At 41.1% G+C, this 23,369-nt stretch carries 23 protein-coding genes and 1 pseudogene; 7 read left to right on the top strand and 17 right to left on the bottom strand.

Annotation, left to right across the window (positions count from 1 at the left end; translation table 11 throughout):
- Window positions 1-2: 2 nt before the first annotated feature.
- Window positions 3-1,787 carry a vWA domain-containing protein gene (locus tag MNQ98_RS05690; protein WP_241932316.1) on the bottom strand — a complete coding sequence of 595 codons (1,785 nt, stop codon included), beginning with the start codon at window positions 1,785-1,787 and terminating at the stop codon, window positions 3-5.
- A 485-nt stretch (window positions 1,788-2,272) separates the two neighbouring features.
- On the opposite strand from MNQ98_RS05690, the gene MNQ98_RS05685 reads away from it, so the two are divergent.
- On the top strand, window positions 2,273-3,214 hold the full coding sequence (locus MNQ98_RS05685; RefSeq protein ID WP_241932315.1) for a zinc ribbon domain-containing protein: 942 nt from the start codon (window positions 2,273-2,275) through the stop codon (window positions 3,212-3,214).
- A gap of 5 nt (window positions 3,215-3,219) precedes the next feature.
- Window positions 3,220-4,959 (top strand): hypothetical protein, encoded by a 1,740-nt coding sequence (locus MNQ98_RS05680; protein ID WP_241932314.1) that lies wholly within the window; start codon window positions 3,220-3,222, stop codon window positions 4,957-4,959.
- Window positions 4,960-5,129: 170 nt separating this feature from the next.
- Here MNQ98_RS05680 and MNQ98_RS05675 read toward each other — a convergent pair whose 3' ends face one another.
- The 13 genes and pseudogenes from MNQ98_RS05675 to MNQ98_RS05620 all read right to left on the bottom strand — a co-directional run bounded on the left by MNQ98_RS05675 (window position 5,130) and on the right by MNQ98_RS05620 (window position 17,503).
- Window positions 5,130-5,837, bottom strand: coding sequence for a copper amine oxidase N-terminal domain-containing protein (locus tag MNQ98_RS05675; protein WP_241932313.1), 708 nt, complete (start codon window positions 5,835-5,837; stop codon window positions 5,130-5,132).
- Between the two features lie 941 nt (window positions 5,838-6,778).
- Complete coding sequence (locus MNQ98_RS05670; RefSeq protein WP_241932312.1) at window positions 6,779-7,246, bottom strand: hypothetical protein; 468 nt, start codon at window positions 7,244-7,246, stop codon at window positions 6,779-6,781.
- Between the two features lie 147 nt (window positions 7,247-7,393).
- Complete coding sequence (locus MNQ98_RS05665; protein WP_241932311.1) at window positions 7,394-8,038, bottom strand: DUF1963 domain-containing protein; 645 nt, start codon at window positions 8,036-8,038, stop codon at window positions 7,394-7,396.
- Between the two features lie 32 nt (window positions 8,039-8,070).
- Window positions 8,071-8,340 carry a transposase gene (locus tag MNQ98_RS29820; protein WP_481856724.1) on the bottom strand — a complete coding sequence of 90 codons (270 nt, stop codon included), beginning with the start codon at window positions 8,338-8,340 and terminating at the stop codon, window positions 8,071-8,073.
- Window positions 8,341-8,426: 86 nt separating this feature from the next.
- Window positions 8,427-8,963, bottom strand: a complete 537-nt coding sequence (locus MNQ98_RS05660; protein WP_241932310.1) for a GNAT family N-acetyltransferase — start codon at window positions 8,961-8,963, stop codon at window positions 8,427-8,429.
- A 179-nt stretch (window positions 8,964-9,142) separates the two neighbouring features.
- Window positions 9,143-9,332, bottom strand: a pseudogene (locus tag MNQ98_RS29815) (IS66 family transposase); the annotation flags it as partial.
- 329 nt (window positions 9,333-9,661) lie between these two features.
- Window positions 9,662-10,084 (bottom strand): hypothetical protein, encoded by a 423-nt coding sequence (locus MNQ98_RS05650; protein WP_241932308.1) that lies wholly within the window; start codon window positions 10,082-10,084, stop codon window positions 9,662-9,664.
- Between the two features lie 181 nt (window positions 10,085-10,265).
- The gene (locus MNQ98_RS05645) at window positions 10,266-10,892 is read right to left on the bottom strand and encodes a hypothetical protein (protein ID WP_241932307.1); all 627 of its coding nucleotides are present in this window, start codon (window positions 10,890-10,892) and stop codon (window positions 10,266-10,268) included.
- An 81-nt stretch (window positions 10,893-10,973) separates the two neighbouring features.
- The gene (locus MNQ98_RS05640) at window positions 10,974-11,411 is read right to left on the bottom strand and encodes a hypothetical protein (RefSeq protein ID WP_241932306.1); all 438 of its coding nucleotides are present in this window, start codon (window positions 11,409-11,411) and stop codon (window positions 10,974-10,976) included.
- Between the two features lie 131 nt (window positions 11,412-11,542).
- Complete coding sequence (locus MNQ98_RS05635) at window positions 11,543-11,914, bottom strand: hypothetical protein (RefSeq protein ID WP_241932305.1); 372 nt, start codon at window positions 11,912-11,914, stop codon at window positions 11,543-11,545.
- Window positions 11,915-11,928: 14 nt separating this feature from the next.
- The gene (locus MNQ98_RS05630; RefSeq protein ID WP_241932304.1) at window positions 11,929-12,957 is read right to left on the bottom strand and encodes a WXG100 family type VII secretion target; all 1,029 of its coding nucleotides are present in this window, start codon (window positions 12,955-12,957) and stop codon (window positions 11,929-11,931) included.
- 333 nt (window positions 12,958-13,290) lie between these two features.
- A complete protein-coding gene (gene mutT, locus MNQ98_RS05625; protein WP_241932303.1) occupies window positions 13,291-14,337 on the bottom strand; it encodes an 8-oxo-dGTP diphosphatase MutT in 1,047 nt (348 codons plus the stop codon).
- Window positions 14,338-14,350: 13 nt separating this feature from the next.
- A complete protein-coding gene (locus MNQ98_RS05620; RefSeq protein WP_241932302.1) occupies window positions 14,351-17,503 on the bottom strand; it encodes a DEAD/DEAH box helicase in 3,153 nt (1,050 codons plus the stop codon).
- A 1,159-nt stretch (window positions 17,504-18,662) separates the two neighbouring features.
- Here MNQ98_RS05620 and MNQ98_RS05615 point away from each other — a divergent pair.
- The 3 genes from MNQ98_RS05615 to MNQ98_RS29805 all read left to right on the top strand — a co-directional run bounded on the left by MNQ98_RS05615 (window position 18,663) and on the right by MNQ98_RS29805 (window position 20,084).
- The gene (locus tag MNQ98_RS05615) at window positions 18,663-18,911 is read left to right on the top strand and encodes a helix-turn-helix domain-containing protein (protein WP_241932301.1); all 249 of its coding nucleotides are present in this window, start codon (window positions 18,663-18,665) and stop codon (window positions 18,909-18,911) included.
- Between the two features lie 724 nt (window positions 18,912-19,635).
- A complete protein-coding gene (locus MNQ98_RS29810; RefSeq protein WP_481856760.1) occupies window positions 19,636-19,884 on the top strand; it encodes a DDE-type integrase/transposase/recombinase in 249 nt (82 codons plus the stop codon).
- A 107-nt stretch (window positions 19,885-19,991) separates the two neighbouring features.
- The gene (locus tag MNQ98_RS29805) at window positions 19,992-20,084 is read left to right on the top strand and encodes an IS3 family transposase (RefSeq protein WP_481856723.1); all 93 of its coding nucleotides are present in this window, start codon (window positions 19,992-19,994) and stop codon (window positions 20,082-20,084) included.
- A gap of 523 nt (window positions 20,085-20,607) precedes the next feature.
- Here MNQ98_RS29805 and MNQ98_RS05610 read toward each other — a convergent pair.
- Together MNQ98_RS05610 and MNQ98_RS05605 are read right to left on the bottom strand one after the other, a co-directional pair.
- A complete protein-coding gene (locus tag MNQ98_RS05610) occupies window positions 20,608-20,778 on the bottom strand; it encodes a hypothetical protein (protein ID WP_241932300.1) in 171 nt (56 codons plus the stop codon).
- 6 nt (window positions 20,779-20,784) lie between these two features.
- Entirely contained in the window at window positions 20,785-21,102 is a 318-nt protein-coding gene (locus tag MNQ98_RS05605; protein WP_241932299.1) for a hypothetical protein, read from the bottom strand.
- A 250-nt stretch (window positions 21,103-21,352) separates the two neighbouring features.
- Between MNQ98_RS05605 and MNQ98_RS05600 the strand changes: the two genes are divergently transcribed.
- Entirely contained in the window at window positions 21,353-22,213 is an 861-nt protein-coding gene (locus MNQ98_RS05600; RefSeq protein ID WP_241933854.1) for a GIY-YIG nuclease family protein, read from the top strand.
- A 352-nt stretch (window positions 22,214-22,565) separates the two neighbouring features.
- Here MNQ98_RS05600 and MNQ98_RS05595 read toward each other — a convergent pair whose 3' ends face one another.
- Window positions 22,566-22,685, bottom strand: coding sequence for a Spo0E family sporulation regulatory protein-aspartic acid phosphatase (locus MNQ98_RS05595; protein ID WP_347272258.1), 120 nt, complete (start codon window positions 22,683-22,685; stop codon window positions 22,566-22,568).
- A gap of 306 nt (window positions 22,686-22,991) precedes the next feature.
- Between MNQ98_RS05595 and MNQ98_RS05590 the strand changes: the two genes are divergently transcribed.
- Window positions 22,992-23,312 carry a helix-turn-helix domain-containing protein gene (locus MNQ98_RS05590; protein ID WP_241932298.1) on the top strand — a complete coding sequence of 107 codons (321 nt, stop codon included), beginning with the start codon at window positions 22,992-22,994 and terminating at the stop codon, window positions 23,310-23,312.
- The last annotated feature ends 57 nt before the right edge of the window (window positions 23,313-23,369 follow it).

The raw sequence follows: 23,369 nt of genomic DNA, 5'->3' as shown, positions 1-23,369 counted from the left end.
CCCTATACGATATATTCGATCCAGATTGTTTTATCTACCTGAGTCAACGGCACCGTAACCCGATCGCCGCTCTTTAATTCCAAACCTCTGCTCGCGTCGATTGCACGACCCGATTTTTCAATCGTTCCGTTTGATCCGTTCTTGAGCAGAATGCGGTCGTTCTTGTCCGGAATGAATACCATCTTCTCGGTCTCCTTGAACTCGGGAGCCAGTTGCAGCAGCTGGTGGAGCGAGCACTTGCCTTTGAAGGCGTTCAATTTCTTATATTGAGGATGGCTCTTCTCGCCTGTATTCTCATCCCGTACTTCAATGACCATTTGACCAACGAAGCCACGGTTCGCCTTCTTCCATGCCGCAATCAGAAAGGCGGCCGCCAGAGCGAGCACAATCCCTCCGGTGGCTGAATAAACAATCCACATTGGAAACGGCTTGTTAACTTCTCCCTCGCTAGCGCCCGGCTGGGCAGAAGCCCCTGCGCCGGTAGCTGGCTTCGCACTCACCTTGACTGGCTCAGTTTCCCGGTAGAAGCTTTTCTCCTCTGCCCTTACCTTGAGCTCATATTCATGCTTGTCCTTCACCTCGAACTCCCCTGTGAACCGATCTCCCTCGTTAACGAGCGATAGGTCGACACTATTCCCCGTATCAAGGTCCTTGACATGAAGTACAGCGTTCATGTTGCGATACAGCGCATCATTTTGCAGCTTCTGTCCATTGCTGGTCAAGTAGGCGTTGATTTTGATTTTGTCGCCTTGTTTGTAAGTTTTGGACGGTATCGGGTCCAGCGCCAGCTTTAAATCATAGTTAAAAACGAGATTTATATCGATTTTGTCTTTCTTCGCCCCTTTTACCTGCAGCTTCCAATCGCCCTGAGCCGGTTGAAGCAGCTTCAGCAGGGAATAGCTCTTGGAGCGGGACAGCCGTACATTATCGTCAGGGATGGCGACCTCCTTGCCGGACGGATCGTATAGCTTCAGGTCGACCGGCTGTGAAGACATGATGGAAATATTGGCCTCCATCACGTTCGCGTTTGGCACATTCACCGTCACATCCTGATAGCTTCCGTTGCCTGTCATCGACTGGACCGGAACGATTTTCAGCTTCTGGTGGCTGGCGAAAATCTCACTCAATATTTGCGGCAGATCGTCCGCGGAAGACGTTACAAATGATTTGCCGTTCGTCTGCTTTGACAAATCCGCCAGCGCATTCTGGTTCAGCTGCCCGTCGGCGTTCAGCCCGATCGTGTAGATCGGAATGCCCTTCTGCTTCGCGGCGGCTACCGCCGCGCTCAGCTCCTGATCCGACTCTGCCTGTGTACGGCTACCATTCTTGTTCAAGTAATTGTTACCGTCCGCAAGCAGGACAATCATTGGCTCATGGGCAGGATCAGCTCCCTGCTCGAGCACCTTGACGGCTTCTTTCACCCCGACAGCGTTGTCCGTATAGGCCCCGCGGTTCAGTTGGTCGATAAAGTGCTTGAGATCCTCTTTGTCCGTCTCAGACCGGATCTCAAGTAGCGCCTTCTCACGTTCGATTTTGTCGGTATAAGCGACGATGCCAACCTTGTCTCCGGTAGAAGACAACATATCAATGAACATCTTCATCGCTTCATTACCAATCTTGTCTTTGTCACTCGTATCCATCGAATTGCTCACATCGATCACGAGCATCGCATCAATTTTAGATGCTGTTTGAGCCCCCTGAGCAGCGGCTTCTTCCTCACTCCATGGCATGAAGCTGAGTACCAGAGTGAGCAGCATCATATAAGCAATCACTTTTCTCTGAAGCATAGTTGTACTCCTTTATTGTAAAATGATAGGGTATTGGTAGGCACACAATCGCCACTGAAACGGCACAGCATTGTTATACCTAATCGTTCCTGACTATTGTTAAAACGAGATAAACATCCTCTTGGTTCCGGTTTATCTTTATCAAATTACTGGATATGACATTATATTCACTTTATCTACCACCGACTGTCATTATGATATAATCAGGGACTGTAAAGTTCAACCATATTACACATACGATATAGGAATAAAGTCATATAGCAATGTCATTTCTAGTAATAAGAACCAAATTCCATAAATATAAAAGATATTGTTTTATAAGAAAGGGACTCTCTTATGTTAGCATACGGTTGTATCGCGGTTTTGTTTCTTTTTACTGCCATTCAAGTTGTCCTCTACTGGATTCGACACAAAAAAACACCCGCACCCGACGAAATTGATCATCGGCTTCTCTCCATATTGAACGATAGGAGCGAGAAGACGCCATGAAAAAAATACCTGTCTTTTTCAGACCTTACCACAAACCAAAACAACTCTATGATTTAATTTGTAGATGTAAATCATGTGGCTCCTTCTCTGCACTGGAAGATAAAGTCTGTCCTTCCTGCGGCAAGACTGCACTGCGTCCGATCGAACGTGAGGCAGCCGTCAATGTTAAACGGTCAATGCAGACAAAGCGACTCTTCTTGCTGTTCATTACGCTGGTTGGGATCCTTCTAAGCGATACGTTCGGCCAGATGATGCTTTGCCTTGCAACAGCCCTAATACTTATTGTCATTCTCTGGTTCGTCCAGAGAAGGTTTATCGCTTCTGAGATCAGCCTGAAGCTAGATCGACTACTGCAGCAAGAACAGATGCAGCTGACACGGGATATATACCGTGACTGGGAGATAGCCTTCTCACACTGGGATGAGGACAAGCAACTTACTTACGAGCTGCTGCGGCAGCTCCGGCCCCTTATCCGCAACGATACGTTTCGACTGCAACAACTTGGGCTTCTCCATCACTTCGCGCTGCGTAAAGATATGGAGCTGGAGCTGGAACCGCTCCTACTGCAGCAATTTGATCCGCTGCTGGTCGATTATATCGGGGAGATCGCCAAGTTAAAGCGCGAACTGATTAAAGACGACACGTTCCGATACATCATCCATTACGAGCCAGAAATACTCGGTCTTAAGAACGGCCAGGACATCCTGACCGGTGTGGCCGGAGTAGCCGTAAGAATGAAACGGTATGTGCTCACTTATCCCGGCTTGATTCGTCGTTATGCCTACCGGCTGCCGAAGGATCGCATCCTGCGGCTGCACCGAATGATTCAGCAATATCCGAACGAGCCGTGGGATCGTGTAGCCGAAGAGGTGAAACGAATCGTGCGTGAACAATATGAATGGGATCCTGATTTCCAGGACTCTGCAGAGAGAGACTAATATCTATGACGATAAGAGAGGTTCTAAACCCGCGGAATTTTATGATTTTATTATGTGCGGCGACTGTGGTAATAATTGGAATCAAGGGAGCGCATATTGCAGAGAAGATTGATACCATCAAGGAAGCCGATCGGCTGTACGCCGCTAACGATCTCGTTGCGGCGGAAGAAGCGTACCGACAAGCGCACAACAATCGATGGATTCTCTATGAGGAGGACAAATTGGCCGAGCGGCTGCACAAGCTGGCGCCAATTACCGCCATGAAGCGCAAGCTAGACAAGATTTTGTCTGATACAGATGCGGCTGCGGCTGATCTCCAGTTTGAGACGTTCATGGAGGCGTACAAACGCTATCAGCAATTGCGTTCCTCTTACTTAGAGCCCGGCAGCTCCCATATCAACGAGTTCAAGCAAATGCTCACCGCAGCAACGGCCGCTGACCGGATGAACGAGCATCTGATTCAGTTCAAGGCATATTTCGAAGAGCAGCTCGCTGCCAGCAAGCAGCGGGGAGACAGTAGCGCTGAATCATTCAAAGCAAATCTGTTAACTCTTCCGCCATCACTCTTCGGTGGAGCTGAGAAGAAAGCAACCCAACTGAATACCCTGTTCCGCTCCTATGATGAATCCAAGCTGGCCCGTATCGCAGGCAAAGGGGAGTTACAGCAAATGCTGGACGAAGCAGTGACTATGGCAAAAGCCTACCAGAAGCTGGGCATCACAGCGGAGTGGCTGCAGTCCAAGTCGGAGGAGCTTGCTGAGACGATTATGCAGAAAGATGCCGAACAGAACAATGCAAAAGCGTTCGCAATCCATGCCACCATCTATGCGGCTTATGCGGACCGCTCCGACAGCTCGCCCCGCGTCATCAATTATCTGGAGCAAGAACTAAAAAGCTGGATGAGGAAGGCAGACCGCCATGTCGCGGCCGGGGAATACGAGACGGCGATTCGCTTGTATGAAGACCTGTCCGGCTTCCGCGACACCACCGCCGAAATCGCGGACGTCCGGCTCGTATGGGCCGCAGCAGAGCCTTCGCTCTTGCTAGCGGAAGGCAATTATCCGTTCATCGAAGGCGGTAAAAACCGGTTTGGCGCTGCCGTGTATACGATGGCACTCGATACCGAACGTCGTTTGTATTATGCAACGTGGGATGGCTCTTCGCATCCGAAAGTGCTGCGCACCCAGCAGCCAATACCTTACCATTATGAGGTGCGCCGCCTGACCGTTGAAGAGCAATTGAGTTCAAATGAACAGCCTGTCCTGCTCATCGAGTCTGATTCGGATTCTCGATCCGCCTCTTACAGTGCCTATACCGTGGCAAACGATCGATTTCAGCTGCTGTTCTCATTCGAGGCAGACGGCTATAAAATTGACAATGACGGCTCTTTGCTCGTGCATAACCTGAACGAAACGGGGAAGGAAGATGAAACAGCCCGTTATGAGCTTTACGGCGACAGTTACCAATTCGTCGAACTTCTCCCGAATGCGAATTATATCGACATCCTGGTGGAGCAACTGCCGGAGTATCCACGCAAAAAGGTGCGTTTAACATCCGAAATCGTGCTTAACAGCGATGAAAAGCCTTATGCCCGTATGGGTAACAGTTATATTGCGCTGCAGGGTGACTATGCATTCGTGGAAGGACCCATTACAGTTTGCGGTATCTTCAACTATTATATAGAAGTATACATAGACAGCGAAATTGTCACTATTCCGGTGTTTCATGTCGAGAAAGTTGAATAATAAGTACATTGCGGTCAGACTGATAGAAGACAGAGCCTGGTATCCTATTGCAAGCAAGGATATCAGGCTCTCTTTTCGTTCAATGAAGTCCAACCTTATGCACTTCACTCTATGGATGATTCAGGAGTCGAAAACACGGATCCATTATCCTAATAACGGGGGAATTCAATCTATTTCTTGAAGTCGAGGGTGTATCCTGGGAATACTCTAAGTGCATCAATAGGCACTGATTTAACTACCTCTCTTTTCTTAACGATATATTCCATTTTACCTCCTGTAGACGTTGTATTTCCCTCTTTTATATAAGGAGCAAGTACTAAAGTAAGATCCCAGTAGTCTATCGTTGTTTCTTCTAACCATGTTTGAATCGCCACTCGAACTTGATATTCTGTTTTTTGTCCATTCTTGATTTGTTTCATATCCATAATTTGCGAAGCTAACATAGTTGGTCCCATAGAAAAATGTAGTTGCTTTAATAGTTCCACGTCCATGTCGTCTGTCGTAGTTTTTTTAAGAAGATCTTCACTACCTGTATCCATTCCAGCCATAAATACTTGAACTGTGTTATTAATACCCGCAACAGTAAATTGACCTATATTACTTACGTCATCATTCCAAACATTTTCATGAGGAATCCCAATACTTTTTATTGAGACTGTCTGTGTTTTTTCATTCCACGAAACATTAGCGCCAAGCGCTTTCGAAATAAAGCTAATAGGTACCATTACCCGATTATTTACCATTCGTGGCGCCACGTCTGTCGAGACTTGCTTCCCATTGACATTGATTTTAATTACACCACTCGCATATGCAGCTCCAAACACAGTGGATACCGTCACCAGTGTAGCCAAGACAGAAATGATTATCTTTTTCTTCATATAATTGTAATCCCTCCTATTTTTATTATAAACGTTAAATACCTTTAAAAGTTGCTTTAAGAACCAAAATATTTGCTCTACTTAATTCATTGTTCGTGTTAAATAAAAGGTATATTTGTGGCTCGGATAACGTATCAATTTAATGAGATTAGGCATAATTTCTGTTTGGAGGTGCAATCATTATGGAATTTAGTTTTGGCGTCATGTTTTGGCAGTTTGTTTTTTTGGTCCTACCCGCAGCCTTTACTGTAAGACTTTTGTACAAGATATTTAGGACTAATAAAGGAAAATGAAAAGAGCCGCGATACTTCGCAGCTCTTCTTTTTCTCTTTTTTAACTTTTTTTACATCTAATCCATGCTTTTTATTCGACCAATTTTTTTAGGATCAATTGCAGACATATCGTATTCCGATTTCTGTTCATCAAAACAATCAGAAACAACACTTAACCGTAGGAACTGCGGGGTTAGCCTTCTTATCTTCGCTCGTTAAAGCGTTTAGCGTAGGAATCTCGTGGCTTTAGAATGAGAAGTTCAAAAAACTCCACTAATCTACAGTACTTCATTCCCACCACTCTATCCTTTACTATGTAATTTAATTTCCTTTCCAAAAGCAAGATGTTTGCAAATCCTGAAAGCTGATTTCTCCGTAATAAAACGATAAACTATTTCGTATATGTTATGTCCTTCTAGCTGACTACTAAGCCTTTTTCTTATTTCCATATATATCCCTACCTCGACAGGCGTTAATTCTGTTCCATAATAGAACATATTTGTTTATACTTTTTCTCAAAGTTTTTTCTAAAATATTCTGTGCTCTCCTTAGATAACTTTTTTTCTTCAAAGGCCCAAGATAATAAATATTCTTGAAAACTATTATCTAGATCTAAATCTAAATGGACGCCCGCCTACCATAGCTCCTTCAACTTTTCTGAAAAATTGGCTAATGAAATCTTTCAAGATTTTCAAGTAAATCAAAATCTACTAGATTGGTAACATTATATCCCGTTTCTATCAAGACCTGTCGTAGTTGATGCAATAGCTTGAGCCAATCTTGTATAAATAAATCAGTTTTCATCGTAATACTCCGATAATCATCACGACTATCCCAATTAATGTTAATATCGCATTTTTCAATTTTACATATCCATGTTTCGAAAAATGCTTGACTTGGGAAAGTTACAACGAACTGCTCTTCTTTCTTTTTTATTGTTTCTAACATTTTAACAACATCACTTATGCCATCGGCTATTTGTGTTCCATAATTGATTTTTAATGACGTATCATGCCATTTCATTGTAAAGTGTTGGCTATTAACAAGCCTATTATCTAGTGCTTCAGATATCGTTGTATCTTCTGGATCACGTATTCCAATCTTAAAATTTGGGTTGATTATGATTTCAAATTCCACTTTACTCACCTCAAGGACATTTAACTTTTGCATGGCTCTCTTTTCTAACAAAAAAAAACATATGTAAATAAAGAGCTTATGACGTCTTCTTTACATATGTTTCGGGAGCTTATTAACTAGCCTAGGATTATATTAAAAGTCATTTTTCTAAGTACATTGTGTAAAAAAAACACCTGCATCATTCTGATCAACATTTTTATTTAAAAACAAATATCCGATCGAGTCACTAAGGCTAAATATATCATGAAATCCTTCAGGGAAATCGCCGCCATAAATTTGTATGCAAAATTGATAATCATCCAAACCCATGTTTTCTATTTGTAACAGAGATGGTTTATTGCCAATCAACGAACCGCAGTAAATCTCTATATCATCCAAATCTTCTTCATCTACTTCTTCTAAATCTAAATTCAATTCATCTCCCAAAATGAACTCTTGTGCTGGTATTAGGGAATCTGATTCATTGCGAATATCACCTGCTTCGTGTAATAAAACTCTTGTAAATCCTTCTTTAATATTTTCTAACTCTTCTTCATCTCCATGAAAAGTGATTAAATCTAAAAAGTAATCATCTTTTTTATACGTTGTAAAAACGGATAGCACATGTTCTTTTGGTAAGTTTAAATTTAGAGTTTTATTTAGAAAATCCGTTGGCAAACATAATACAAGTGTTAATTTATCTCCATCTGGATTTAATGGCCAATCCATATGTTCAGGCAAGAAGCTATATCCGCCAAGTCGAGGTACATTGGATTTATTTTCAACATCTTTAAAAATAATTTCAACTGACATATTTTCGACACCATCCTTATTTCTTACATTTTTCACTTACAAGTTACAACCGTGTTTGTGTTTGAAACTAATCTTACAGATTCTAGAGACTCCAGCCTATCTCCATGAGTATGGTCTTGTACGGAATACGGTGTATAGCGCTTTTTAAAAACCTCTTCACCATGATGCTCATATTGCTTAATCCAATTTATTAATACTGAGTGATGAACTCTTATTGATATTGCAATAGTTTTTAAGCTTTCCGATCCATTTTGATAACGTATAACTACTTGTAATCTTTCATCTGTACAGAATTTAGTCATATAAAAACTGCACCTCCAATGGTTAGATGGTGTCTAACAATTGGGGTGCAGTTCAACAATGGAGTAGTTTCTTTGGATAGAACTTCTTACTTATCTTGTTGAAGGGTCTTTACATATTCTTCTCTTGTTAATTCATAATCAATAGAAGATTGCAATTCTCCAAGTTGATTTTTCCATGAATCAATATGAACTGCAATTTTTCGGAAGCCAATTTTCTCATATACATGCTGTGCTCTGGTGTTTTTGACGTTGGTATCCAGGTTGATTTTGTGATACCCCATCTCCATGAATAAAAAGCTGATAAGCACAGTTAAAAACGTGGTTCCAGACCCTTTTTCCTGTTGGTTGAAGTCGCAGATTTTAATGCCAATTTCTGCAACGTTATCAACTACCGTTCTGTAATTCATTTCACCTACAGGTACACCATCAATCTCCAAAATCAAAAGACGATTACGGTCAGTATCTGTCTGAAGTTTGTCCAAAATATCTTGTACTGTGGTGCCAATGCCATTTGGAAAGCCAGCATGAGCCATGACTTTTCCATCGTTCCACCAATTGCACAAAGTTTGTGCATCGCCTGCAGTCGCATTTCGAATGACTAAATTGCCATTTTCTAAATACATTTCATTATCCTCCATATAGTGGGAGGGCTAAAGTATAGTCACCCTCCTTGAACTCTTGTGGGTAGGTAATACTGTATTTTTCATCTTTATTTTTGTGTTTCATCAACGTACAACCACCACGATTATACCATATGTTGGAATCCCCTTGTCATCAAGATGAAGGCTCGGAGCAGATGAAATTAAGATTTAAATACCCGGCAATCCAGCGGTAGCGTAAACGACCAAGGCAACAGCTTTTCCAACGCTTCTGCATCCTTCGGATCAGGGAGCTGTGGAAGCTGTTCGAACAGAAACTTCAAGTATTGGAACTGGTTTAGCCCGTTCGCTGCGGTTATTGTCGATCTCCAGTCGCCCGTCCTTTAGGAAGACGGGCTTCGCAAACTAAATCACCATTAACTGTGGCGATTCAGTTTCCTATTACGATTTGGCCTTTTACTCGAATGATCTCAAATTAAAAAATCATATCTTTTTAAAACACTACGAACTCTCGCACCCGCAGTCTGTAACTATTGAAAAATCCATGCAACGTACTCCTTCTATAACTTATTTAGTGCCTAAATTTAAAAAAGAGTAGCAATAGAATCCCCAAAGGGTTAATGCTACTCATTTAATGTAGATGTACTTTTTTTGCAAATATCACCCTAGCCTTTTACATGTTGGATCGTTTGACCAAAGTATCTATCACCATTCCACCATGTCTATTTAGAGTTTGTATCTTTCAAATTTCCTTTAATCCAGCTTATGATTATATCGTTTACCTTTTCCAAGTTATAATTATTTAATGTACAAACGATCACCAACTCTTTCTGGCTCTGATTGTTCCCCATAGAACTATTAATCCAATAAGAAAATACATTCCCATTCTTAGGGCTTTCTTGAATAATTCTTATTATTTTATCCTTTTTTATGGATTTTGCTGAAAATATAGGATTTCCATCCATCATTTTTTTCCCATTACCGAAGGTAGTGTTATAACAAGGGCATATCCAATCATTACCATCAATATTCTCTTTATGCAACAACATAAAAAACATGTCAATCCAATATTTTTCTAAAGCATCATACACATCTTCATCATCCAAGTAATTAATAAAATTATGAAGACAATTTCTATTTTCCAAGATAATTACCCCCAGCATTATCGTCATATTTTATCCTGGACATTAATATTTCATTTCTTGCCTCACTTGTACAGAATTTTGAAAAGCAATTTGCCCAACCAAAAGTTCTACATTTAATATTGATATAATCAAATAGAGTCTAAGCTAATTTTTATTAGAAATTTTTTACCTATGCTATTAACTACTCATACTTCGGAACCCCATAGTGCCACATTTCTTCTACTGTTTTTAACGGATAGTTATCCACATCAAGCAATCGTAGTTCTTTCAATGGGTCGATCCAACAGCCATTCTCAATCGATAAAAATAACCGACGTACAAATTCATAACCAGTGTTATATCCAACAATTTCATAGTTATTTAAAATATTCGGGTCTTTTCTATCAATGTTATATTGAATAATTTCATTCCCCATAATACCTTGATCACCGACGACGGGATCAATTCTCACTAAATTGTATATTAGTTCATCCTCACTAAATTCTGATCGATTTCCCCACTTTCCTCTATCACTACTAATAAAAATCTCTGGTATAGGGATATTCAAGTTAGGTTGCACATTTTTCACTTTACCTACAGAACACATTTTAATAAATCTCTTTAAAATCATACATACCCCGAAAGGTTTAAAAGTATTTAAGTCAAGCTGTTTCTCATTAAAATTATCACTATCACATTTTATATTAAAAAATGCAACATATGAATTTTCTAATAATTGTACAATAATATATAAATTATCTTTTAATTCTTCCAAATAAACCTTTTTAACATACCGACACCCCTTTTTTATCTTTTTCTTTATTTGCAAGTCGGACTATTCGCTCGTTTTTTCAACTATGCTTCTACCGTTTTTTTATATGTCTCCCTTAATCAAGGTCTCACATAAAACTCACTCAATTATTTGTGGATTCTTCGCTAACATCCCACAGAGTTTATTATTAGAAATTAAATACCCGATTTTACCATGTGATATTAACAACTCGATTTCTGTTGTTTTTTTTAACCAAATTAAGAAACCTTCCTCGAAACTCTGGATGAAAGGGTTATCGTATTTGGAGGCAGTTACTTCGAACAATGGAATCCCACTAATATTCTGTCCCACCACCAATGAATTTGAGTTTTGGAGTGTATTTGGATAAATAAATTCGACTTCTCCTACAGCCCCCTCAGCATTTAACCAAATACAACCGCCCCTTTCTATTTGATATGGTTTGCAATCATCCATCCTAAATTCTGTCGTAATATTATACGTCAGTACTGATGGAGTATAGGTGCAGGCATTATCTACCTCATGTCGCAATTGTTGTATATTAATAAGTTCATGCAAAAAGGCTCATTCCTAACTCGTAGTTCAAGTTGGAATAAGCCTTTGAAAGTTTATCATGGTTATTTAAGTTGTTTAATGTTTGGTTTGTTGGTTGTATTGTACGATCTTGTTGTTACGTTGTAAACTCCTAACTATTGTCCATCCTCAGTTTTTATTTCTTTCCATTCAACCTCGTTAGATTGAATGTTTAGTACAATTACATCGTCCAAACCATTAAGAACTATTTTAATCCGCTCACCTTCTCCATCAAATGGGAGTAAATCGACCTCTAGTATTTCACTACTGTCCAAATTAAATAATTGAGGTTCAGTTTTGTAGAATGTTACATCGAAGAAAATTAATATTCCAAGCTGCATTTCTGGTTCAGTTTCAACATAGAAAAATTGCTTCCACTGACACAATTCTAAAGTCATCCTTAACTGCTTCTTGACTTCATTATATTCTAAATCCTCTACAAGACTATCAAAAAGGGTATACGCTTTAATAAATTCTGATGGTTTCATTTTTCTCTCCCAATCTAAGGTATAATATGAGATGCTTTCGAGCCTTTTGCTACCGGATTACCATTAATATCAAGGTAATAATCATTTTTCCCTGTACTATTTGGGTTGTGAATATGATAATGATCTTTACCCTCAAAACCATTTTCTCCTGATTTCCCAGGGTCAAACCTAACTTTCATTCCTGTAACAGGGTCAATATATTCTCGCGAGCTAGTATTCTTCGCCATTCCTTCTGGCGTTGTATCTTTCCAGCCGTTATTAATTAATTCTTTAGGATCCTTCGGTAAATTATTTGTAGTATACTTAGCTTTTGGCGTCCCCTCAGCTTTCTTAGGCGGCCCACCTCCGTCACCACCCGAGTCATGCTTCATGGCAGGCTTATTCTTCACCCCAACCCTGCGGAGAAGGGCTCCTCCAGCTATCAGTGCTCCCTGCTCTCCCAAATAGTTCGCCATACCGCCCGTTTCATTGATTTCCTCATCAAACTTCTCTCGGGTATCGCCGACATCAAAAACCATTTTAGTTCCCCACGCGGCTGTGTCGATAACTTCCTCAACCGTTCCGATCGTAGCATTGTACAGCATCTGTCCGCCGGTTCCCAATGGGTCTTCTATTAGCGATTCAACTGTATCGGTAACTGAGTCAGCCAACATTTTTCCGCCAGATTTTGCACCTTCCCAGAGCTCTTCAGCATAGTCTTGCCATGATTTAGGCTCACTTTCCTCACTACTAACAAACGGCTTGAAGTCAGAATAACGAGGCATATATAGTGGATTCGACTTGTCGTCAATGAATATAAACTTATTAGCAATTTTCTTTAATTCCTCACTAATTACCTTCATGTGCTCAATCGTTAATGTCATCTCGCTGCGGGCTCTCTGGAAATCGTCAAAAAACCGCTGCCGCGTTGTTCCATCCCAAACCAGCATTGTGGAAATTTGCTGGTTCAACAGGTTAATGGTCCATTCCAATTGTATTGATGCTGTATGAAATTCATTCGCCACACGGAACAGCAGCTCTGGAGGAACAAGGATCTTGGACATAAATCAACCTCTCCATCATTTGCTAACCTGATCTTATAGTTTTACAAATAACTGGTAAAGGTTCCAAGGTCCTTCATTTCCGGTTTTTAATCCACCATTGTTATCGGCCATCTGGTTCATTGTTACTATTTCAGAGGATAAACAATGTGGATTTATCCTCCAAGATCAAGTAAAAGATAAGAAAATAACCCACTTAGACGCGAATCTTGGAAGTGGGTTATTATCTTTTATCGATATAAGTCAGCAATGCCAGCAAACAGAATCCCAAAGGTTATATATTGATAGAAAAACGGTGCCGCCTCAGGCATCGTTTCAGCAATCCCCTCTCTATAATCATGGATTTTCTTTTCTTAACCTCATGGCTTGAAAATGTGGCTTTCCTTCACCCATGAAACGTGTATGGAAGTCTTCCACCTGAAAATGTTCTTTGACAATCCGCTGAATCTCTTCATCAGGATACATGGCAAAATATCGCTTTGGCTTGTATGTATCCTGCTCCCACACCCCATCCGTCGATAACCCGCCATACAGCCCCAAATAGAAGAGGCCGTTCGGTTTCAATACGCGTCTAATCTCTACGAGCACGTCAACGAGCTGCGCCTTCGGAACATGAAGCAAGCAGTTCATAGCGTACACGGCATCAAAGGCCTGATCTGCAAACTTCAATTGGTAGAAATCCATTACCATAGCGTTCAGACCCTTTTGCTGACACAAATGGACCATTTCTTCTGACATATCAATCGCTGTTACATCCAAACCATGCTGCCTAAAGTATAAGCTGTCCCGGCCTGGCCCGGCACCGATTTCCAGCACATTTCGGACATGGTTCTCTTGAAATACATGAAGCACGTTTTCTCGTTCTTCTGCCTTCCAACCTTCCAATTCCGTAGAGTCTCTTAATTCCGCATGGTGGTTGTACGCCTGCTTGAGAGTACTTTTGATGTCAACCGCAGCAGTCTCCTGCTCTTTCGCCAGCTTCTCTTCTCCCGCTATCTTCTGCTCTCCCATCAGCATCTCCACAAATTTTATATCCGCAGGCGCAAAAGTATATTCACCAAGCTCATGCCGCTCCACCCAGCGAAACTCGTCATGATCGACAAGCTGGATTGTCCCTTTTGTAAAGCGAGCTTTGTATGCAATCAGCCGAATCTGCGTCGCTCCATAATGATGGTCATTACTTTCGAACCACGCGTAGGGCTCGATTCCGATCTTCATCTCCTCTTGAAGCTCACGCTTTAAACACGCCTCTGGAGATTCACCTGCCTCCAGTTTCCCGCCCGGAAACTCCCACATTCCAGCTTGCGACTTCCCAACCCGCCTTCTGGCAATCAGGAGCTGTCCCTTATCATTTTCTATAATCGCTGCCGCAACCTCTATCAAGTGTTCTCAACTCCTATACGATAACTTTGTTTGCCACGGGCACTAGTGCCGCCGGCATTTCTTCCTTCAAGCGCCATACGAAGCTCATTGGTTTGTTACCCTCATGTCGGACATACTCTGCTTCCCCGAGGAACGTGAACGGAGCCGTGAACTGATTGTCTTCCTTATACTCACGCACAAACAGCGCAATTTTGTTTCCCAGACGCTTGTGGTTAATATAACGCTGCGCTGTGTTCGAACCCTCTGAAGTTCGGCTTTGGGTTTGCCAATGAAATAGCCGCTCATTAATCGCGTAATCCTCATACAGCGTGGAAGGTGAAAAATCTTTATCCGATTTATGAAGTGTGATGAAGAAAATATCGGTCTGCTTGTCCTCGAAATATTTTACGCCTTCACGAAACGCCGGTGCTTTCTCTTCATTATAGTAACCAAAAGCCGCCAGCACTTGGTCCGTAGAGTACGAGCAGTGAATATCCAGCGGACAAGGGAAAGAGAATGTATTCGGGATATCCACAAATTCAATATGCTCCAGTTTATATGTTAAAATCTCCACGATTTCATCTCGAAACTCCTTGCAGCTAAGCACATGACGAATAGCCTCATCCATATTGCCAAAACCCTGCTTTACAGGCTCAGAACGATAAAATGTATAATAGAACATATTCAGCATCAGGTGTTCTTCCTCACCCTGAAGTTGTCTTCCTTTCGAAATGTACGCCAGCAAAAACTTCAGCCAACGCCTGGAGTTGATGTTCAGTAGCACAGGAATACGATTTTTCAGACCTTCAACCAGCTCAAGCGAAAACGGCTCCTTCAGACCCGCCTCAACCATTAGCTCCCGGAAAAATCTTTTGCCTGTACGGCCGCCGTACAGCTCATGAATCGTCATGCCGTAATACTTCGTAAATTGCCCGATGGTGAGCGGCAGTCCCGTATCTGCTTCAAAATACCGCATCCGCTGCACAAGACTTCTTCGGTTAAGTGTTGCTTGCTTTAGATTTCGCAATACGTAATCCCGGGCCTGCTTCTCCAGCTGAATATAGCTGCCTCGCGGCAAATGTGCGAAGCCATTCTCCACATAATGCTGAACGGAGTGCTTTGTTTTGCCTAATAAAGCTCTAAACTTCTCCTGAAAATTATAATCCTTATGAGCCTGTCCAATAAAATCAAGCACCGTCAGACATTCCTTGCCTTCCGATAGGCGAAGACCACGACCCAGCTGCTGAAGAAATACGGTTAGACTCTCGGTAGGGCGCAAGAACAGGACCGTGTTCACCTGCGGAATATCGACACCTTCATTGTATAGATCCACGACAAAGATCATTTTAATGTCTCCGTTAATGAGCCTTTGCTTCGCCTGCGCCCGATCCTCCGAATCGGATCCACCGTAGAGTGCGAGTGCAGGGATACCATTTTCGCTAAACACTTTTGCCATGTACTGTGCATGCTCAACGCCGACGCAAAAGCCCAGCCCCTTAACCTCGTCCAAGTCGGTAACATATTTTTGGAGGCTATTCATGATCTGTACTGCACGAATTTTATTATTTGTATATAAATGTTCCAGCTCCTGTAGGTCGTAGCCGCGGCGCGACCATTTCACCTGGGATAAATCCACCGCATCCGCTACGCCAAAATATTGAAACGGACTCAGCAGCTTCCGATCAATCGCATCTGTAAGCCGTATTTCCGCTGCAATCGTATGATTGAAATAACCCAGCACGTCCCGACCGTCCATCCGCTCAGGCGTTGCTGTCAGTCCAAGCAAAATCTTGGGCGTGTAATAGCTCAGCAGTCGCTGATAGGATGGGGCCGCCGCATGATGAAATTCATCCACTACGATATAATCGTAGAAATCTGAGGTCGTTACTTCCGTCAATCTCATGGAATTAAGGCTCTGGATGCTGATAAACAAATGATCGATTTCGTCCGCCTGATGTGCACCGACATGCAGCTCGCCGAAATTCAGATCCTTCAAAATATAGCGGAACGTATCCCGGCTCTGCTTCAATATTTCTTCCCTGTGGGCTACAAAGAGCAGACGGGTACGACTGTTCTGGCCTCGGAATCTTTTGTAATCAAAAGCGGAAATCACCGTCTTCCCTGCCCCGGTAGCCGCAACAACCAAATTACGCATATGGCCGTAAATCGTTCGCTGCGCCTCCAGCTTCTCCAGCACTTCCTTTTGATAGTCAAACGGCATGATGTCGAACGTAAACGTACCCTGCTCCTGCTGCACATCCTTCGAGCGTCTTAGTGCCAGCTTCAGCTGTTCAACATTGTTCTCTTCTTCCAGTGAAAAAGCTTTAAACTCCCGGTCGTTCCAATAGCTCTCATAGGTCGCTTCGATCTTTTTCAAAACATCGTAGGAATCCTTCTCCGTAATTTTTAAGTTCCATTCCAGTCCGCTGGTCAATGCCGGGTTAGACAGATTAGAAGAGCCGACATAGGCCGTTGTAAACCCTGTATCTCTTCTGAAAATATACGCCTTTGCGTGCAATCGGGTACGCTGGATATCATACGAGATTTTTATCTCGGTATTGTTCAGCTTGCTGAGCTCCATCACCGCTTTGTAATCTGTAGCTTCCATATAGGTTGTCGTGATGACCCGCAGCTGCCCGCCCCGATCCGTAAACTGACGGAACTCCTCCATCAGGCAGCGCAGCCCGCTCCATTTAATAAAAGAAACCAGCAACTCAATCCGATCCGCACTCATAATCTCATGCTTCAGCTCATTCATCAGCTCCGGCTCGGATTTCGAGCCAGTAAATAAGGAGCTCTGGGACAACGGAGTCACCGGACGAATCGCTTTTACATCCTTCACCGCACGGATGTTATTCATTTTTGAGTAAACGTATGTAAGTACTTCTCCCTGCTCCGAAATCTGTAGATCGTTAAACTCATCCTCGCCCAGATTGTTTCGGAGGATCGCGATCATCTCGTTGCAGGTCTGTATTTGTGCAAGTACAGCCTCTGCATCACCGCTAACCTGCTCCCGCACCATCTTCAACGCCTTACGGGTTACGATCGATATATAATTGGCAAGCGACAGCCTTGCCTCTTCGGGATCTATAGCCTCCCGTCCGATGTCATACTCCCCTGTGTTCAGCTCATCTAGCTGCTGCGAGGTGATGTGATTGATGATTTGTTCGTATAGTCCTTGGTGCATGGTGGTCCTCCCTTTCTCAGGAGTGTTTAGTAGGATACTTATGTATTTTGTGTGCTGTGATTAGAATAACAACTAATCCTATTATACCGGGAAAGCAGGAGCACAGGTTGTTAGATGATGCTTGGTTCGGTTGAATTTTTAGGTTTATAGTCATATGGTAGGTCATTGATCCGTTATTGAGGTCTAAAAAAGGGAATGCTAAGATAAGAATAGAAATAAGGGGCAGCCGCCAGCTGCTCCCTTGTACAAACATCTTGAGCAGAATTTCTCCTCCAAGATCAAGCTAGGAATGAGAAAGTAACCCACTTAGGCACTAACCTTAGGAGTGGGTTACTTTCGTTTATCGATGTAAGTCAGCAATGCCAACAGGAAGATCTGAACCCAGCTCGAATAATAATACGATTACTTTTTATCCCCTGAATTTATTTTTCACTCCGATTCTTTCATACTCAACAAGATACAACTTCTTTTCAAATTCTCTTAACTATATCGATTAATTGTATCGGATATATTTATATAGAGTTGTGAGTCAACTACAAGGCTACCATAGATAGAGATGCTACTGCTTACAAATCCCGCTCTGGACTGAGTTATACCTTTCAGAAGAAGAGATAGCTACCTTGGAGGATAAGCAGACCAATGTATTGTCTATTCTATTGATTAATTTAATAAAGTGATCCTTGTGTATGTGATCAAAAAGGGAATGATCTTCGAGGTGGGATAAGAATTTCGTAGAGTATATAAGCATTATGTCATCCAGATCAACAACTGAACTTTTGAATGGAAATTGAGTTAAATCATCTAACGATAATGTACGCGAATGAACTAAAACATGGTTCTCTTGAATATAAAGTGCTTTAAGCATAGCTTCCAATGCACGTTCACCTAATATTATGCCTACATGAGGTAACTTTACGTCTATAAATAGGAGCGAAAAATTCATATAAACCTGAGAGAGATTATGGTTCTTTCTAATTTCTTTTATTAATGCTCTCATAGTGGTTGAGTTTGTCATAAGTCCCCCTTCTATTTATATATTTATCAGTAATTCCAGTATATGTATTGTATCATCACACGCATTCTGTAGGCAATAGCCTACAGAAATACCCTTATAGAACAACATATGATTATTTTAACTATCAATTAAGGGGTTTTTATTTTGAAGAATCATGGTGACAAATCAATAGAGCTGATCGCATTTGGTAAAGCCCTACGTAAACTCCGAAAAGAAAATCAGCTTACTCAAGACGAATTAAGCCTGTACTCTCGTATAGATCGTTCATATATTAGTGAACTGGAGAACGGAGAAAAGGCCCCTTCATTACATACAATTCTTTCATTATCAAAAGCACTACATATTAAGGCATCTTTACTTATCGAAAAATTTGAGATGGAGCTTGAAGATTAAAATTTGCTGCCTCATCAGTTTCTCTATTAAAAAGAGATTCAAAAAGACACATTCAATTTCTGAATGTGTCTTTTTGTATAAAGCGCAGAAAGGAAATTTCTCTTCGTCCCTATCTCATAAATCTCCTGTTTTCAGCTGCTGTATCAAACTGTTGCTAGTGAAATGCTTAATAATTTTTTTACGTATCCCGTTGATACAAGTCTGACCTTCTTTTCTCAGGAATATTTGCAATTATTAGCTTAACACAATAAAAATTGAACTCCTTGCCTTACGGAAAGAAAATCAACATCTTAAGATGGAGAACGACATTTTAAAGCAAGCCGCTCTGATCATGGGACGAAAGTAAATGTGATACGCAACAACGCACACAAATACTCGGTATCAGCAATGTGCAACGTCCTGGAGTTGCCACGAAGCAGCTATTACTACAAACCTAAACCGGCTGATAATGAAGCTGAACAGCACTGGAGGATGCGATTGTGGATTTATTCGCAGCCAGCCGAAATAACTATAGCACACGAAAAATTAAGGTGGAACTGATAAAGAAAGGTATTCACACCTCATGCTGTAATATCGGGCAGATCATGAAAAAGTATGGCTTTGTTTCGAACTACACCGTTACACAGTACAAGCCCTGGAAGAGCGATTCTAACGAGTCCCAGACCAAGAATGAGTTGCAACGTAGTTCTAGCAAGAGGAGCCTTACGCCGTCGTAGTAAGCGACCTGACGTATGTTCGGGTCGCTGGAAAATGGCATTACGTATGCTTATTTGTTGACTTTTTTAACCGTGAAATAATCGGTTCTAGCAGCGGCCCAAGGAAAACAGCAGACCCTGTCTACAAGGCAATTGCAAGCCTCTCGGTCCGGCTTGACCGTATCCAAATGTTCCACACGGACCCTGGCAAAGAGTTCGATAACCAGCTCATCTCACAAGTTCTAAAACATTCGGAATTACACACTCTCTTAGCGTGAAGGGCTGTCCGTACTATAGCGCCGTCGCTAAAGCTACTTACAAGATCTTCAAAACTGAATTTGCAAACTAAACGCATTTCCAGACAGAAGAGCAGCTTGCCATTGAATTGGGTGATTATGTCCACTGGTTTAACTACCACCGAATTCACGGTACCCTTGGGTACTTAACCCCCATTCAAGCAAGAAAAATGCCCTCATAATTGTTGTTCAGTTTTGTGTAGACAATCCAACGTCACCCATTACGCAAAAATAAACCTACAGGGGGAGATTACAATCCACGCACCCATGAAGGGTGCGACGATGGTCTAACACTGGACGTTGTTAAATCAACCACAATTTCAATCCACGCACCCACAAAGGGGGCGACGGTTTTCATTTTCTTTCTCACGGATATCATTCTGAATTTCAATCCACGCACCCGCAAAGGGTGCGACGATGGTCGTCGATTTACCTATACCTGGTCTGCCGAATTTCAATCCACGCACCCACAAAGGGTGCGACTTCGCCCCCCGACCGCCATCGAAGACACCGGGATATTTCAATCCACGCACCCACGAAGGGTGCGACTCCGATTTTTTAAACAAAACAACCTAAAAAATCGTATATCACTTATAAATAGGCTCAATTAGTTAATAAATCATGAAAAAACACATAAATTATTGTAATAAAAGGAAATTTAGGGTAATTATTTGGTGCGAATGTACCTGGAATTCCATGTTTACTTTACATTCGCACTAAATAAAGAGAGGATACATTAGTTGAATAAATCATAGGGTCATATAATCTCTTAATAAAACCTTCAACATCTGTACTGCTGTCATACTCAGAAAGTCTTTTTTTATCTTCCTCTAATTTTCTCACATCCACTTCAATAAAGACTAGCATTGTTTCCAAATAGGCCTAATCTCCATATCTGTGATAATCCCTTACAACTCGACGAACATCTTCACTTAAGAAGGGACTAAATTCTCCGATTTTATTAATAAGGGTAAGCTTTAGTTCGCTATGTCCCTCATCATGAAGTAGACCTGAGGTGCTCGCTTGCAACTGACTATAAACCTTTATTTTTTCGTTGACATTATTGATCTTCGCCTTGTTATTTTGATTAATCATTTCCTTGAACTCTTTGTACATCCAAATAGTCGAAGTACCTGCAATAATAATCACTGGAGTCATAATAGGATTAGCACCTATTAATTTTGATATCTCTGACCACATTTTTGACGCTCCTTATTAATTCAATGAAACTATGATATAGTTCTATAGACTTATTCAATAATTTAACAGCCTAATCCTTCATCCGACAAAATATAATTTCATCAAACAATACATTGCCACCCATAAAGAGTAAGTGAATCATTTTCCAAACGAACATTATCTTTTTCCCACATTGTTAAAGAGTATTCATAGCTAGCTATCCAATATCATTGTAGAATTTTGTATAATAAGTTCATTCATTTTTTTATTGGTGGTGACTGAGATAGGATACAAAGCAAGAACCATTCAAATATTTCTACCTAACGGTTCACCTAGAGGGATAAAAATAGCAGAGATCACAAGTCGTATTGTTAAGACGATCCTGATACCTAGGAACAGATTAAGTGATGCGGAACAACGCGAGGAGACAAAAAGCGTAGGCTTATACTTATTATTTGGCCAAACAGATGATCTAAAGCCACAAGTATATATAGGGGAAGCGGAAAATTGCTATTTAAGAATTAAACAGCATAACAAAGAAAAAGACTTCTGGGATACAGCTGTTATCATTACAACGAACAATAATTCATTTACAAAATCACACATAAAGTACTTAGAATGGTATTGTTATGAACGATGTATCACAATAAATCGTTTCAAATTACAACAAACAATTCCTACTAAACCATACTTACCGGAACAAGTGATAGCCGATTTAATGGATATTTTTGAAACTATGAAAATTTTGATCTCTACCCTTGGTTATCACCTTTTTGAAGAGGCGCGCGACCCAAATGAGAGCGCTAGTGCTATACAAACTGATACATATTATTGTAAGTCAAAAGGAGTAGAGGCACTTGGTCAATTCACTGACGAAGGTCTCGTGGTTTTGAAAAATTCACAAATGGTACTAGAGCCTGCTCCAAGCATGAAATCCTATCTCGCTTTAAGAAACAAACTAATTTCTAATGGAATTGTTAAGAGAACAGCCTCATATTATATTTTTGTAAGTGACCATGTCTTTAAATCTCCAAGCGCTGCAAGTGCTGTTGTATTAGGTAGACCTTCCAATGGTTGGGCCGATTGGAAAGACATAACGGGGAAAACTCTTGATGAGATTAAAAGAGGCTGATGGATAATCTAATCATGTGGAATTCAGAACTAGTCATACACCTTGCACTGTCCCAATTATTCTGATTGAGCAGCAGTTTAGAATCAGCTATAAAAACTAAAAGGAAAAAATGCAGTTGTTATGAAGTAAAGTAACAACTGCATAATTAACTTTGATATAACCATTAAAATTACTCAGTGCAGCTGAAATGTTTAAACTATCTGAGAGGGATAACTTATAAGGTTCTAGTTCACAGACTTCTATTCCTATCCAGTCGTCATAGGGAAAGTTAACCCATGTTCTATGACATCTTCCGATAATTGATTAATAAGGAATAGTTCGAAAAATCTCACTTTTCCCGAAATCGCCTGATTCAAGCAATTGGCTTCACGTCTTTTTTACACTTAGTCCTGTTATATAGATTAATCAATTCGTCAAGATCCATAGATTGTTTAAGGACCATGGGATGCCGCAAACCATACTTCTTCCCCATCACATACAGCAATTTCCTAGACTCCTCTATTCGCTGCCGCATGACTTCGGCACGTACCACAGCTCGCCGACCTCCTCATGTAATACCTTTTTCCCTTGTTAATAGCGCATTGTGCATCTACAAATTGCAGCAAAAACCATACCATTTAGCGGTTTAATCTTCTATTAACTTATAAGCTTGAATATATTTACAGTTTACTATATGAATCATTTAAGGACAATACTGCACTTTAAATAAAACTTATAGTGACTGCAATAATAACTTTTTTTTGTCTACACTTCTTATATAAGAGGAGTAGATACCAATATGAAGCAATCGATTGCAGTGAGATTAGGCATTGTTATAAGAGAAATACGGAAAAGTCAAAACTTAACTCAAGAGGAGCTTGCTGAAAAAATTGGAACTTCGTTTAGTTATATTGGCAGACTGGAACGAGGAGAAGGCAATTTCACCGTGCAGACCCTAGAAAAAATCACCAATGCGCTTAATATAGACTTCTTCGACTTCATGTCCTTAGGCAAAAGAGACAATGAGATCCTGCTTGAAATTAATTCCCTGCTGATGCAGCAGGATGAAGACAACCAGCTAAGAGGCTTAAACATACTAAAGGAGCTTTACCGAAGATAGTTTTAATGTAATACCTTCTGCTGGAGCACTACAAAAAGAGCTTTTTCCACCTCTCAG

Source organism: Paenibacillus sp. N3/727, from assembly GCF_022637315.1.
Lineage (GTDB): Bacteria > Bacillota > Bacilli > Paenibacillales > Paenibacillaceae > Paenibacillus_AQ > Paenibacillus_AQ uliginis.
Note: the sequence above shows the minus strand (reverse complement) of the source record. Positions and strands in the feature narration are given on the sequence as shown.